We start from the raw sequence: 13,091 nt of genomic DNA, 5'->3' as shown, positions 1-13,091 counted from the left end.
GCTAAGCGTTTAGCGAAGCCAAATTTTAGTAGTCAATTCTTGCGAGTGAATGGAATTTTAAAATTTGCAAAATAGATTTTTATAAATTTAATGTTTGTTTCTTTGTTAAGGGGGAAGAGGCTTGAATTACGAAGTCGCTCCCTTACCCCTTAACGATCCCCTAACTCCGACAACGTTAGAGGTGGCATGCGAAAGCGCTTTGCGCCGCATGCAGTCTAAAACTCTAGCAAATTTTAAAATTTGCAAAATAATAAATTTACTTCTAAGGCAGGCAAATTTTACCAGCTGCCGCTAGCTCCACCTCCACCAAAACCACCGCCGCCGCCACTAAAGCCGCCTCCTCTGTTACTTGAGCGACCGCCATTATTTGAGTCTGAACCACCTCGTCTAAAGCCCATTGGCAAAGAGCCACCTTGGCTATTTCTCTTAAAAACGTCTTTTAAAATAAAGAAAAATACCGCAAATATAAAGGCAAAAGCGCCAAAAATGATAAGGTAGTTTCGCACGCCAAATCCCTGTTCAAGTGCGGTTGATACAAGTCCAGCAAAGCACGTGCTAAAGCCGGTTCGCATAAAAAATTTGCCAAAGATCACAGAGGCAAAACAAGAGAGCATGCCAGCAAAAAAGGCAAACACGCCAAATGGCAAGTCGCTAAGGCTAGTTTTGCTACTAAATTCCTCGCCGCTAGCCACTTTTATGATCGCTAAAACGCCATCTTTCACGCCTTCGCTCATCTTGCCATTTTTAAACTCAGGTATCATCACGCTATTTATGATCTCGCTTGCCACAGCGTCAGTTAGCACGCCTTCAAGCCCGTATCCAACCTCGATGCGGACCTTTTTCTCATTTGGAGCGACCACCAAAAGCACGCCGTTGTTATCTTCTTTTTGACCTAGTTTGTAGCCTCTAGCTATCTCAAGAGACAGCTCTTCGATGCTTTTATTTTCAAGCGAATTTAAAGTCACTATGGCGATTTGCGTGGTGCTGTTTTGCTCGAAATTTTGCACTAAATTTAGAAGCTCATCTCTTTCGTTTTGTGAAAAGATATGAGCCTCATCGTTGATCTGCTCATTGAAATTTAGAGCAAAACAAAAGCAAAATGCAAAGAGCAAAAGGCTAATGATTTTTTTCATTATTTCTCAAACGAAACTTTTGGGTTTTTCATATCTTCGCTGCTAACCTCGATGCCTTGTTTTGGCTTCATCTCTGGATGAAAGATGCTGGCTATAAATTTACCAGGAAAGCTTCTAAGAGCTACGTTGTACTCTTTTACAGCCTCGATGTAGTCGCGTCTTGCTATGCTTATGCGGTTTTCTGTGCCTTCAAGCTGGCTTTGGAGTGAGAGGAAATTTTGGTTTGCTTTTAGCTCTGGGTAGCTCTCGCTAACTGCCATTAGCCTGCTTAGAGCTGAGCCTAGCTGACCTTGAGCTGCCATAAATTCTTTAACCTTTGCCTCGTCGCTAAGGCTGCTTGCGTCGATGCTTACTTGCATGCTCTTGCTTCTTGCATTTGCCACGTCTTCAAAGACCTTTTGCTCGTGGGCTGCGTAGCCTTTTACGGTTTCAACTAAATTTGGCACGAGATCGGCTCTTCTTTTGTATTGGTTTAGCACCTGAGACCACTTCTCGTTGGTGTTTTCATCAAGCACGACAAATGAATTTGCGTATTTGAAAGCGCCAAAAACAAGTGCGGCGATGACTACAACTATGGCTATTAAATTTTTCATATTTTCTCCTTTAAAAGGGGTGATATTAGTAAAATAAGGCTTAAAAAATGATGTAAATTTGAAGTTAGGTAAGTGAAGTGAGTGCTTAAAGGGCACTCACTTTTTGGGGATTATAGGTCAGTTTGGACTTTATCGTCTATTTGTATATGGATAGTGTGTCCGCTTACTTGATCGACACTTGAGTAGCCCTTAAAGCCACCAGCATCGTAGTTAGAGTCAGCAGTCCATTTGTGATCTAGATCAACTTTTGTAGTTGAGTTGCCATGCTCATCAACAGCACCTTTTATCTTAAGAACAGTATCTAGATTATCAGTGATATCAAAGATTGCTTTTGCATTAAATTTGATCTCAGTGTTGCCTTGAAGTTGGATATTTTCAAAGCTTTCAACTTTAGCATCAAGACCAGCCACATGACTAAAATCAATCGTTTGTCCATGTCCATCAACTATTAAAGTGTCATTATTGTTATCACCACCTTTCATAGTTGCGTTTGCATCGTATTCAGCTGTAACTGCTTTAGGCAATATAGAAAGTGTCTCAGCTGGAAGTTTGGTCTCTAAGCCATCATGAGTTTTATAGGTAGCATCAACTTTTAGATCATATTTTGATATTGGATTGATGTCAAGCACCTGTTCAAATGCACCATTTGTTATATCTTCATCTGATATAGTATACGTTTGTGTCTTAACTTGCGCATGGTTATCTGGATCAGTATATTTGATCTCAACTGTATCGCCAGCTCTTGCATCTTCGTTCAGATAAACTTTAATAGGCGTTGTGTCCTGATCTTTAGAATTTTCATAAGTTTGCAAAGCGCCATCTCTACTTGTATCTTCTGTAAATTGAATACCTCTTACAACATCTATCTCAGCATGTGCTTTATCTTCTTTACTTACGCTATTATTAAATGCATCAGTTAGAGTTACTTTTGCCACTGTATCTTGACCAACTGCGATAGCTGCATCAAGCTCAAGAGGGTGATTTGCAGAGACATAAATAGGTGTAGTAGAGCCTGCCTCTTTTAATGTTATGTTGCCATTGGCATCTTTACTATCAACTTCATAATGTTTAGTTACTTGAGAGTTATCAGGATTTGTTATCTCAACATCTATCTTATCGCCTTTTATCACGCTTCCTGGAAGAGAAACTTTTACTTTTGAAGTATTACTATCTGACTCATCTCTTGAGATCACACCATTGTCATTTGCATCAGCAGCTATGCTTATGTTTAGTCCTGCTTCGCTTAGTGGAGCAAGTTGTGCTTTAGCCTCAGGAGAAGTTGCGGACATATCGCCAGCAGCGTTTGTTATGGTTGCAGTTGCACTAGTCTCTTTGCCTGGAAGCATTTTGACATCACCAATTTCGATAGTATTGTTACGTAAAGGATGAGTGCCAGCCGCATCTACTAGTGATATATCACCATTAGGAGCTTTTGAAACTGTATAAGGTAGAGTTCTAGACGCCATAGTACCATCAGCTTGTGGCTCATTGATAGTTACTGATACTTTATCTCCGCTTATAACATTATATGGCACTTGAACACTTATAGTTGTTACTTTTACGCCATCAACCGATACAGCTTCATCTCTATCTATCTTACCATCTCTACTTGCATCATCTTCTTTAAATTCAACCTTTAAATTTGTAGCGTCAAATGTTTCTAGCTTAGCTTCAGCTGTTTTTGTTTCTCCATTTATAGTAGCTTCTACTTTAGCTGGATGATCTTTGTCTATATGAACATTAGGAATTTTTAGCTTATTGCCTGCCTCAAGCGTGACAAGAGTATTAGTTGCTGTGTCTTTTATAGTAACGTTTGTACCATCATTTGAAACAACTTCATAAGATTTAGGAGTTCCTCCCTCTACATTGACTGTTATAATATTACCTGCGGTTACAGTAGTTGGGATCTGAAGTGTAGCAGAAGTTGTATTTAGATGTCCATCTTTCATAGCTTCTTCTCTATCTAGCATACCATTTCTATCTTTATCTTCATCGATAAGTAGTCTAAACCTTGTTCCAGTTCCAGCTCCAGTGTCGAGGATGATGTCACTCTTTGTTTCTACCTTATCAGCACCAGTACTATCAGTTACTTTAGCGGTGATGATAGTCTCTTCACCATTTTGTAAATTTGTTAGAGGATATTTAACTGCATTGCCATTTACTATTAGAGGAGCGCCTCCTTTATCATTTGTAACAGTAACAACGCCATTGCTATCTTTGTGTATCGTATAAATTTCCTCAGGGAAGCTATTATTGCCTGTTTTACTGTTTATTATAAGCTTATCGCCATCAACAAAATTTGAAGGTAGCTTAATGGTTGTCTTAGTAGTGGTTCCAGTTGCTTCTGCATTACCCAAGATACCATCACCATCATCTGCATCAAAAGTTATCTTCATATCATTGTGAAGCTTTTCGAGAGTGTTATGATTTTGTGCTTCAGCTTTTTTACCACCGCTTGCATCAGTAGTCTCTGCAGATACATTTATAGGCTCGCCTGCAATGATCTTCACATTTGGAATTTCTATCTCGTTTTTATCACTTGCGGTTATAGAAGTGTGAGTAGAAGTATCTTCTAGTGTGATCTTACCATCATCATCTCTACCTGTAACCTTATAAATTTTAGGTGAAGCACCATCTATTGTTACAGTTACTATATCACCTTTTATAACATTATTTGGCACTTTTACTGCGATTGTAGTTTCGTCTAGCTTATTATCTCCATCTTTACTCTCAGCTCTTGTTAGAGATACATTGCCATCACCATCTTCTACAAATCTTATAGCCATATCATTTATACCAGCTATCGTAACGCTACTTGAGCCTTTAGCATGTTGGATACTACCGTCACTATCTACTATCTCAGCTGTTACTTTAGTTTCTTCACCAGTTGCTGTTTTGATACCAGAAATTTTGAAACTTCTGCCATCTGTTTCTGTATTTATTTCATTACCAGCACTATCTTTTACAAAAAACTTACCATTCGCGTCTCTTCCAACAGTATATTCTTTTGTTTTAGGAGTCTCATTTGGCTCATTTATGGTTACAGTTAGTTTATCTCCACTTACTGCATTTTTAGGAAGTTTGATAGTAACTTTTGTACTGTTAAGATCACCGTCGCTGATAGCTTGCTCTCTAGTCATAGTTTTAGCTCCATGAGCTTCTTCAAAGATAACTTCAGGCGCTTTTACATACTCTAAGCTAGCTGAAGCCTCTACAGGAGCTATAGGAGAGTTCCTGTTTGGATTTATGTGGGTGATACTAGCATTTATGGTTGTATCGCCTTCGTGTCTTACATTAAATCCTTCAACATTAATAGACCATAGATTAAGATCCTCTTTTAAAGGAGTGTAATCAACATCACCAGAAGAGGTATGCTCTACTACGCTTGTTATAACACCTTTATCATTTACATGTATGGTAAAGTCTCTTGTAGTGTTTTCATATAATGGTGTCTTGCCACTAGGATCAGCAGGATCCATCAACACTGTTCTACCCGTCCTATCATTAGGATCTAGCTTAGGAGTTTTTATCGAAAGTGTAAGCTTATCACCATCATCAACCCTATTTGGCAATGTGATCTTTGCTGTTGTATGATTTACTTTTTCATCACCCAAATCTTCATTTACACCATTAAAATTCTTATCAATCTTAGTAACACTCTCATGTCTTGAAATTTCATGAAGAGTTTTTTGCTCAGATAGTGTTATGGCTAATCCAGTATCAAGTGGATATACATTGTCTGTATCTGACTCCGCACTTTTTTGAGTACCATCAGCAGCTACTACGTGAACGCTTGCATATGTTCTTACACCAGGGAATATATCAAGTGGTACGCCAGTCACTTTATGATCTCTAACCATTTCTGGAGTTAGTTCTAGTGTGATTGTTTTTTCATGAGGAGCTGATGGGTTGTTATAATTTAACGGATCAGTATAGGTTATGACGATCTTATCGCCAGCTACTACATCTTTTGGAAGTGTTATATCCACTGGAGTGCTTCTGTAATTACCATCTCGTCCATTTTCAAGATCACTTAATCCAGTATCATTGTCGCGATCTTCAGTAAATGTTAAAGTTGGTCTTACATCTGGAGTAACACTATCAGACGCTTCATTACTTTTTATTGTATTTGGATCTGCGCTATCGGTAATATACGCTTCTACTTTTGAAATTTTACCCTCAGCAACTGGCATATTAGGTATCTCATAGCCGTTATTGATTATATTTTGATCGATAGTAACTACTCTATTGTCAGTCGTACCATCTGGTTTTGTTAGAGTAATGTGAAGGATATCGCCAGGGATAACATTTGCTACAGTTATTTTTACTGGACTTGTATTTAAATCATGAGAAGAGGCATTATTGTCAAAATTTTCTGTATAAGTTAAAAAACCATCGTTATTCTTATCCTCTGTAAATTCAACACTTACACTTGGTTTTGGAGGGATCAAGTCGCCACCATTAGCATTTCCATCACTATAGCCACCTATTGGACTATCGTATGAAGCAAAAGCTCTATTTGTATCAGTTAAATTTCTATAAGTTTCATTGATGTTTGAGTAGTGACCGCCCTCAGCAAATCTAGCCTCACCAAGGCTCACGCCATCTCCACCACCAGCAGCAGCATTACCACCAGCAGCAGTCTCTTCAAGTTTTGTTAGATCACCGCCATTTAAAATAGCATTTTGCAAAGCGCTTATATCAGCTAAGCCCTCAGCACCTATCGTATTTGGATTTAAAGAAAGCGTGTCACTACCTAGTACAGTTAGCTCTTTGCCGTTATTTGCAACAATAGTTACTTTGTCGGCTGCATCGCTAGTTTTGACACTCTCACCCATATAAACGATATCGCCAACTTTTAGCTCTCTCTCGTTTCCGTTTTGATCAACTGCGACCGCCTTGCCACTTAGCGATTTTACTACACCCGCTTCTTTAGCCATAAAACTCTCCTTAATAATTTTTTCGGCGATTATATAATAAGAGTGAGGCTGGGGATATTAAGTAAAATTTGGGTAAATTTAAGTTTATTTTTAGTTATTTAATACTCTTTTATCACACTTTAATATTTTTAAAATTACCCCTAAAAAAGGCATTTTGTGTAACTTTTGTGTAAAAAATTTTAAAAAAAATTTTTATATGGTACATGTACCTTTCGTTTCATAAAAGCGTTATTCTGAACGCCTTAAGAAAGAGCATCTTTTAAGCTAACACGAAAATATTATGCGATTTTTAGCTACTTTTGCCAAAAAATTTTCTTGCCAAAACCTAGAGTGTTGCTTGTAAATTTAACCTTTTCAAGGCTTATAGACCAAATTTTTGGATCCATCGCCTTTGCGTAAAAAAATCTTTTAAAGTAAATTTCTCGCTCACTTTCGCTAGCCTCTCTCATCGCTCCTTGAAACTGCACACCCTCTATCTTGCCAACGATCTTCGTATCAAGAGCGATGGTGCCAGCCACAAGCTTTGAGTTTTTTAAAAATTTGATATGTGAGCTCTCGTGCGAGCTAGCCAGCAAAAGGCTAAAGCTTATCTCATCAAAGGCGTAAAATGCGCTAAAAGCGTAAGGCTGCCCCTCATCATCAATGGTGCAGACACTTGCAAGATGCATCTTTTTTAGAAATTTAACTATCCTCTCATCCATCTAAATTCCCCTAAAAATGTCAAGAATAGCTTGAAATTTAAAGATAACAACAAGCAAGATAACAACCCAGATCAAAAAGATGATAAGCTCGGTGAGATTAAATTTATCCTTTGCCACTTTTTTAAAAACTATCATCGTTAAAAATGCTCCCAAAAAGCCACCAATTAGCGAAAAATAGTGGATCGCGTTTACCTTTACAAAGCTTGGCAAAAGCCCTTTAAAAAATAGTGTAAACATCAAAATGGCAAGAAAATTTGCAAGTATAAAGTAGTAGCCAACGACTGGCAAAACAGGCCAAAGTCTAGCAAAAACAAAGCTTAAAACAGTGATAAGCATCAGCAAAAAGATCCTAGTCCCAAAACAACACATCGCCCGTCCTTTTTTGACGCATTTTACAAAATTTTGCTTTATGAAATTAAAATTTTGCCGATTTAGCCTCAAAAGGATTTAAAAATGCAAACAAATTTTTACTCTCAAGGAAGCTACAACAACATGAGCTTTTCGATGAAGACTAGCTCAGGCGACGAGATAAGCTTTTCTATGTATGACAACAAAAACTTAGAGTTTTCAAGCCAAAAAAATGGCACTTCAAGCCAAAGAAGTCTAACTCTCACGCACGAATACGGCTATGAGTTTGCCTATAAAGGCAACGGTATAGACGAGCAAGATATGAAAGAGATCGAAGAGGCGATGAAGCAAATTCGCCCACAGGTTGATGAGTTTATGAAAAACGTCAAGGAAGGCGACAAGATCGCAGGTAGCAGCCAAAGCATAAGTGAGCTTTCAAACAAGATCAAGCAGATGTTGCCTGACGCAAAAGACCTGGATCATAAAAATTTCATAAATGATAATATGCTAAAGATGTTTGACGAACTTTTAGCTAAAAATGATGCCAATAAAAACCTACTAAGTGCGACAAAAAGGCTATTTGACACATTGCTTGATGAGAGCAAAAAAGTATCTTACTACGCATAAATTTAGAGCTTTTGGCTCTAAATTTTAACTAGCGCCTCTCTTTGATAAAAGAGGTGCGACAAGACTATCACGAAATAAAGCTGAAAAAATAATCCAACAAGCGGCACAAGCGAGATGAGATAAAACAAAAGTGTAAAAACTATAAATTTAACCCCGCCACCTTCAAGCAGTGCTAGCTCAAATTTATCGCTATCAAGCGTGTTTGAGCCAACGTCTATTAGCAAAAGTTTATAGTAGATGTAAAAAAACGGCACGTTGATGATGAAAAAATTTACAAATGGCACAAACAAAAGTGGCAAGCAAACGAGCAAGATCCCAAGAAATTTCACGATCTCAACCATCATCACCTTTAGCACTCTAGCCGTGCTAGCCTCATTTTTAAGCACGTAGTTGTAGTGCCTTTTGTTTATCTCCTTAGCCACAACTGGCGTTAAAAAGCCAGCTACGATTAGAGCGATCACGATGCTAATAATGATCGTTAAAAAGGTGCTTAAAACGTAAAAAAGTATGCTAACTATCCACTTTGTGGCGCTAAAGCTTAAAATTTTAATAACTATAAAAGATAGCGTCGAGTTTGTCTCTAAAAAGGCGAAATTTTCGTTTTTAGCGCCGTCACTTAAAAAGTCAAATATCTCGCCACCTCCCCAGACGCTAAGCCAAGCTAGGCAAAGTATGCTAAGAAAAAGTGGCAAGATAGATAGCGTTATAAATTTGGCTGTAAAAAAGTCTTTAAAGCCAAGACGGAGAAGATTTATCATTTTACCTTTTTGTACTCGCGCTCAAGTGCGGCGTAAATTTCATCTATCGTGCTAACGCCATTTGATAAAATTTCGCTCATCACTTCGTTATCTTCGCGTCCGTTCCAAATTTTATTATAGCTGCCCTCTTTATAACCGTTGTTTTGACGGAAGCGATTTAGCACATTTTTAGCGATGTAGCACTCATAAAGCGAGTATAAATTTACGCCACATTTTAAAGACATTGAGAAATAAATTTTAAAGATATCAAAGATGTCATAGTCAAAGCCGCTGCACTCATGTATGAGCATCTCAACGTCGTTCATGATCTCATAAATGCTCTCGTCTTCGACACTTAGTGGCTCTTTGCAAAAGTCACTAAAACCGCTTGCTTGGCAGATATCCTCAGCCAAAGTTTCAACATCGCCAAGCTGTTTTGCCTTATAAATTTGTAGTGCTAGGCTCATTATAAAGTGCCAGATATCGACAACCTCGATACGTAAATTTTGCTCATCAGTCTTAGCATCTATGCTCTTCCAGTGCTTCCAAGCAAAGCTGTCAATGAGCTCAGCGCACTCCATATATATGCAACGCCTCCAGCTTATGAGTTTATTTTTATTTGTATAGCCATTTTCCCAACCAAGCCCGTTTGTCTCGTCATTTAGGCTTTGTTGCATCTTTAACATCTCTAAAACAATAGTTCTTTCATCCATTTTTAAACCTTTTAAATTTTAAATGATTATAACAAAAAACAATTAATGCTCAAGCGACAAGCTTGACCTAAATCATCTTAATGCAAGCTTACAAGATGTAAAATCACCCAAAATTTCAAAGGAGAAAAGATGAGAGAGAAAGATCTAGTAGTTTGCAACGTTTGCGGACTAAAAAGCAGCGATGATAAAAATGCAGTTTTCATCCACGCTCACAAAAACGGCGAAGAGGTCGATATCTGCACAAGCTGTATCCCAAGTGTGATACATGGCTCAGGCATGGTCGTAAAATCAAACGAAGAGATAAAGGCTGAAATTTAAATATCAGCCACCATGTGAGAATTCTGCCTTAAAGAATTCTCAAACTCCTCCGCACTCATCGGACGAGATAAGAAATATCCTTGCATTTCATTACAATTAAGCTCTTTTAAAAGCTCTTTTATCTCGTGGCTTTCCACGCCTTTTGCTGTCACTTTTAGCTTCATTGATTTTGCTATATTTATGATAGCAGCGACTACTTGCATATCTTTTTTGTTGATCACTGACTGAGCAACAAAGTCATTTGCTATCTTTATGCGATCGATCTTATACTTTCTGATATAGACAAACGACGTATATCCAGATCCAAAGTCATCTATACAAACATCTATGCTATTTTTCTCCAAAAGTGAGAAAATTTTATCAAGCGTCTCTTGGTCGTTTTTCCATATATCTTCGCTAAATTCAAGCTCAAACTGCTTTGGATTTAGGTGGTGCGAGTTTAAAGTTAGCATAAATTCATTTACAAATTTTTCAGATGTGCTTTGAATTTGCGCTACGTTTATGCTTATTTTTGGCACTTTTAGCTTTTTGTTTTGCCATCTTACGGCTTGTTCTACTGTTTTTGAGACAGAAAGCGTGCAGATGTCGTTTAAGATGTCGCTATTTAAGCTAGCTATATCCATAAACTCGCCAGCTTCTTTTTGTCCATACTCTTTTGACTGCCATCTAAGTAGCGCTTCTACGCAGATGATCTTTAAATTTTTAATGTCATAAATCGGCTGAAAATATACCTCAAAGTCCTCTTGTAAATTTGCTTTTTTAAGAGCTATCTCTATGTTTGAGCTTTGTTGTATTTCGCTATCTATCTCATTATTATAAACCATCGGGTTTTTGGCTGGATTTTGCTTAGCGTAGTACATCGCCATATCAGCTTTTTTGATGATATTTCTAGGATCGCTGATGTTATCTCTTGTGACAACGTGGATACCAACGACACTCTTGATCGCAAAGTGATACTTATCTATTTGCAAAGGTTTTTCTATCGTATCTCTTAGCTCCATACCAAGTTTCATGCGTTTAGTGTGGCTATTTTCTTCCATTTTTGAAAGCACGATGAACTCATCAGCGCCGATCCTTGCGGTAACCTCTTGTCTGTTGCACGCTTCACGTATGCGCTTTGCTATCGCTTTTAAAATTTTATCGCCAACCTCATGTCCGTAAGAGGTATTTATATTTTTAAAGCGACTTATATTTATATAATAAACTGCGATCTCTTGCTTCTCGCCCAAAACGCTACACATACCTTTAAGTTCATTTAGCAATGAGTCTCTGTTGCCAAGAGAGGTTAGATAGTCTTTTTCAGATACGCCCTCTAAACTTAAATTTATCATCTCAAGTTCGTTTGTCTTTAGGTGCTTCTCTTTGTTTTTAGCATCATGTAAATTTTGCTCTGCGTTATATATCTCTTCGCTTTGATCAAGCACCTTCATAAAATAGCTAATGACCGCTCCAGCTACAATAACAAAAATTATAAGTAGATCGACATAAGATGAGAGGTTGGCTTTTATAAGTATTAGTGCAGCTGAGATGATAGGTACGAGCTTAGATGTTGTTTTTATGCCAACATCTGCTGCGCTTATACGCTTGTTGTCGCCCCTTAAGTAAAAAGCTCCAAGCATCAAGAGGAAAAATGGCACAAGGTAGATAGAGTGCAGAGTAAAGTCATGCCCTTTGTTTATAAGCTCATTATAAAAAACATATAAATTTAACAGCGTAAAAATCGCACTTGCTATTATCAAAAAAAAGCCGCTATGTCTAATGTAAAGATGGTTGCTATTAAAAATTTCACTAAGAGCGATGAATAAAATAGATAAATTTACAAAAATAGCAATGCTAGCAGCAAGCTCACTAGGGCTTTTAGGATGGATCAATATATCAAAATCGCCCATATCACCAACAATACAATAAGCAAGCGTGAAAACTAGCAAAAGAACGTTAAAGCTATCGGCTAGAACTAGGATCTTTTTATCGCTAGCTATAAATTTGACCACAAAAAATATACCAACAGCGGCCAATAGTAAAAACATAGGGAGCAGATCAAAAAAATCAAGATAAGAAATTTGCTCTTTGCTTCTTAAAAGAAAGTCTTCATTGACGCTTCTAATGGCATCAATAATCGTCCAAAGAAAGACCCCAAAGCATGCAGCAAGCCAGTGCATAGCTTTAAGCTTTGATCTGTTCATAGAGATGTAGATACCAAGAACTACAAGACCAAAGCCAAAAAATATCAACAAATTTTCAAAAATTTTATAGTTTAAGATGCCGGCAAACTGAGAAAATATAAAAAGAGCTATAACGGCATAGAAAATTTGTTTTTGTCTTACGATAAGTGACGAATTTGACGTAAAAAAAATGTTTCTCTCCATTGTTTATTCTGTTTAAAACCTTATTTTTAGTTATAATTTTGCAAATTTTTCTTTAAGGTTTATTATGAAATGTAATATCGTCTTATCTGGAGAAAATTTAATAGACTACCAAGCATTTAATCTATTTTTCTCAAAAAAGGCTAGAAAACAGTATTTTATAAATGTTTTTATGATTTTTACGGAGGCTATTATAGCTGGATTTGTCGCTGATATGCTTTTAAAAACCAAAATTTTTACTATTATCGGCGTCATTTTTGCTATTTTTTGGATCATTTTTTATCCAATTTTTTTAAAAAATAGACGAAAATCGGTGCTAAAAAGCTTAGAAATTTCAGACTTTAAAAAAGAGATGATCTTTGAAATAGATGAGAAAAATTTAGCATTTTACGAAAATGAGCCAAAAGAAAATGAAATCTTTGACATAAAAGATGTAAGTGAAATTTACGAGCTTAAAAATATCTTTATCATCTTTATAAATGAAAAAATCCATCTAGTCTTGCCAAAAAATAAAGAGACCTCAGAACTAGTAAAAGCGCTTATAAAAGAGAGCAAAAAAGAGCTACTACTTTTTGAAAATTTAGATTACAAAAGCGTTATGGGCTAAGCTTGTAAATT

Annotated in this window: 11 protein-coding genes; 3 read left to right on the top strand and 8 right to left on the bottom strand. The window is 37.0% G+C overall.

Annotated features, from left to right (window positions below):
* Window positions 1-278: 278 nt before the first annotated feature.
* From CVT07_RS01530 to CVT07_RS01510, 5 genes are all read right to left on the bottom strand, one after another.
* A complete protein-coding gene (locus CVT07_RS01530) occupies window positions 279-1,133 on the bottom strand; it encodes a TPM domain-containing protein (protein WP_107935613.1) in 855 nt (284 codons plus the stop codon).
* The gene (locus tag CVT07_RS01525; protein WP_107935611.1) at window positions 1,133-1,726 is read right to left on the bottom strand and encodes a LemA family protein; all 594 of its coding nucleotides are present in this window, start codon (window positions 1,724-1,726) and stop codon (window positions 1,133-1,135) included. Before CVT07_RS01525 ends, CVT07_RS01530 begins: the two co-directional genes overlap by 1 nt.
* A 110-nt stretch (window positions 1,727-1,836) precedes the next feature.
* Window positions 1,837-6,666, bottom strand: coding sequence for a retention module-containing protein (locus tag CVT07_RS01520; RefSeq protein ID WP_107935609.1), 4,830 nt, complete (start codon window positions 6,664-6,666; stop codon window positions 1,837-1,839).
* Window positions 6,667-6,959: 293 nt separating this feature from the next.
* On the bottom strand, window positions 6,960-7,367 hold the full coding sequence (locus tag CVT07_RS01515; protein ID WP_107935607.1) for a pyridoxamine 5'-phosphate oxidase family protein: 408 nt from the start codon (window positions 7,365-7,367) through the stop codon (window positions 6,960-6,962).
* Window positions 7,368-7,736 carry an L-arabinose ABC transporter gene (locus CVT07_RS01510; RefSeq protein WP_230855720.1) on the bottom strand — a complete coding sequence of 123 codons (369 nt, stop codon included), beginning with the start codon at window positions 7,734-7,736 and terminating at the stop codon, window positions 7,368-7,370. It lies immediately after the preceding gene.
* An 84-nt stretch (window positions 7,737-7,820) separates the two neighbouring features.
* Here CVT07_RS01510 and CVT07_RS01505 point away from each other — a divergent pair, with 84 nt between their 5' ends.
* Window positions 7,821-8,342 carry a hypothetical protein gene (locus CVT07_RS01505; RefSeq protein ID WP_021092115.1) on the top strand — a complete coding sequence of 174 codons (522 nt, stop codon included), beginning with the start codon at window positions 7,821-7,823 and terminating at the stop codon, window positions 8,340-8,342.
* A gap of 17 nt (window positions 8,343-8,359) precedes the next feature.
* Here the strand turns inward: CVT07_RS01505 and CVT07_RS01500 are convergent, their stop codons facing one another.
* On the bottom strand, window positions 8,360-9,100 hold the full coding sequence (locus tag CVT07_RS01500; protein ID WP_107935605.1) for an EI24 domain-containing protein: 741 nt from the start codon (window positions 9,098-9,100) through the stop codon (window positions 8,360-8,362).
* Window positions 9,097-9,792: a dUTPase gene (gene dut, locus CVT07_RS01495; protein ID WP_107935603.1), complete on the bottom strand. Its 696-nt coding sequence runs from the start codon at window positions 9,790-9,792 to the stop codon at window positions 9,097-9,099. The genes CVT07_RS01500 and dut overlap by 4 nt, the downstream gene beginning before the upstream one ends.
* 129 nt (window positions 9,793-9,921) lie before the next feature.
* Here dut and CVT07_RS01490 point away from each other — a divergent pair, with 129 nt between their 5' ends.
* Window positions 9,922-10,110, top strand: a complete 189-nt coding sequence (locus tag CVT07_RS01490) for a hypothetical protein (RefSeq protein ID WP_002940779.1) — start codon at window positions 9,922-9,924, stop codon at window positions 10,108-10,110.
* Here CVT07_RS01490 and CVT07_RS01485 read toward each other — a convergent pair.
* Window positions 10,107-12,476, bottom strand: coding sequence for an EAL domain-containing protein (locus CVT07_RS01485; RefSeq protein ID WP_107917098.1), 2,370 nt, complete (start codon window positions 12,474-12,476; stop codon window positions 10,107-10,109). The genes CVT07_RS01490 and CVT07_RS01485 overlap by 4 nt on opposite strands.
* Window positions 12,477-12,540: 64 nt before the next feature.
* Here CVT07_RS01485 and CVT07_RS01480 point away from each other — a divergent pair, with 64 nt between their 5' ends.
* Window positions 12,541-13,080, top strand: a complete 540-nt coding sequence (locus CVT07_RS01480) for a hypothetical protein (protein ID WP_107917099.1) — start codon at window positions 12,541-12,543, stop codon at window positions 13,078-13,080.
* Window positions 13,081-13,091 lie beyond the last annotated feature (11 nt).

The sequence above is a fragment of the Campylobacter concisus genome (assembly GCF_003048875.2).
Lineage (GTDB): Bacteria > Campylobacterota > Campylobacteria > Campylobacterales > Campylobacteraceae > Campylobacter_A > Campylobacter_A concisus_AU.
Note: the sequence above shows the minus strand (reverse complement) of the source record. Positions and strands in the feature narration are given on the sequence as shown.

Excerpts from the sequence above, each read along its gene's own strand:
- CVT07_RS01530 (WP_107935613.1), bottom strand. The coding sequence starts at position 1,133 with ATGAAAAAAATCATTAGCCTTTTGCTCTTTGCATTTTGCTTTTGTTTT.
- CVT07_RS01525 (WP_107935611.1), bottom strand. The coding sequence starts at position 1,726 with ATGAAAAATTTAATAGCCATAGTTGTAGTCATCGCCGCACTTGTTTTT.
- CVT07_RS01520 (WP_107935609.1), bottom strand. The coding sequence starts at position 6,666 with ATGGCTAAAGAAGCGGGTGTAGTAAAATCGCTAAGTGGCAAGGCGGTC.
- CVT07_RS01515 (WP_107935607.1), bottom strand. The coding sequence starts at position 7,367 with ATGGATGAGAGGATAGTTAAATTTCTAAAAAAGATGCATCTTGCAAGT.
- CVT07_RS01510 (WP_230855720.1), bottom strand. The coding sequence starts at position 7,736 with ATGTGTTGTTTTGGGACTAGGATCTTTTTGCTGATGCTTATCACTGTT.
- CVT07_RS01505 (WP_021092115.1), top strand. The coding sequence starts at position 7,821 with ATGCAAACAAATTTTTACTCTCAAGGAAGCTACAACAACATGAGCTTT.
- CVT07_RS01500 (WP_107935605.1), bottom strand. The coding sequence starts at position 9,100 with ATGATAAATCTTCTCCGTCTTGGCTTTAAAGACTTTTTTACAGCCAAA.
- dut (WP_107935603.1), bottom strand. The coding sequence starts at position 9,792 with ATGGATGAAAGAACTATTGTTTTAGAGATGTTAAAGATGCAACAAAGC.
- CVT07_RS01490 (WP_002940779.1), top strand. The coding sequence starts at position 9,922 with ATGAGAGAGAAAGATCTAGTAGTTTGCAACGTTTGCGGACTAAAAAGC.
- CVT07_RS01485 (WP_107917098.1), bottom strand. The coding sequence starts at position 12,476 with ATGGAGAGAAACATTTTTTTTACGTCAAATTCGTCACTTATCGTAAGA.
- CVT07_RS01480 (WP_107917099.1), top strand. The coding sequence starts at position 12,541 with ATGAAATGTAATATCGTCTTATCTGGAGAAAATTTAATAGACTACCAA.